The organism is Citrobacter sp. Cs237, from assembly GCF_030332325.1.
Taxonomy (GTDB): domain Bacteria; phylum Pseudomonadota; class Gammaproteobacteria; order Enterobacterales; family Enterobacteriaceae; genus Citrobacter_A; species Citrobacter_A sedlakii.
Genome location: NZ_JAOWIB010000006.1, coordinates 1 through 396, shown reverse-complemented (window position 1 = coordinate 396; position 396 = coordinate 1). Strand labels below are relative to the sequence as shown.

At 64.9% G+C, this 396-nt stretch carries 1 protein-coding gene; it reads left to right on the top strand.

From position 1 onward, the window contains the following. A partial coding sequence (locus OGY07_RS23410) for an Ig-like domain-containing protein (protein WP_286597889.1) occupies positions 1 to 396 on the top strand: 396 nt, incomplete at both ends.

The following is a 396-nucleotide window of genomic DNA, read 5'->3' as shown; positions in this document are numbered from 1 at the left end:
GACATCATCAACAGCGCCGAACACGGCCAGACGCAGATGGTCAGCGGCGCCGTCAGCGGTGCGGCGGCGGGCGATGCGGTAGTGGTCACCATTAACAACAAAACCTACACCACGGTGGTGGATGCATCCGGCAACTGGAGCGTTGGCGTTCCGGCGGCAGATATCACCGCGCTGAACGACGGCACCACCACTGTGTCCGTGACCGTCACCAGTGCGGCAGGCAACAGCGGCTCGGCCACCCACGATGTGAACGTCAACACCGCCGCGCCGGTGGTGACCATTAACAGCGTGACCACCGACGACGTGATCAACGCCGCCGAGCAGGGCGCGGACCTGACGCTCTCCGGCGCCACCACAAACGTGGAAGCCGGCCAGAACGTCACCGTCACCTTTGGC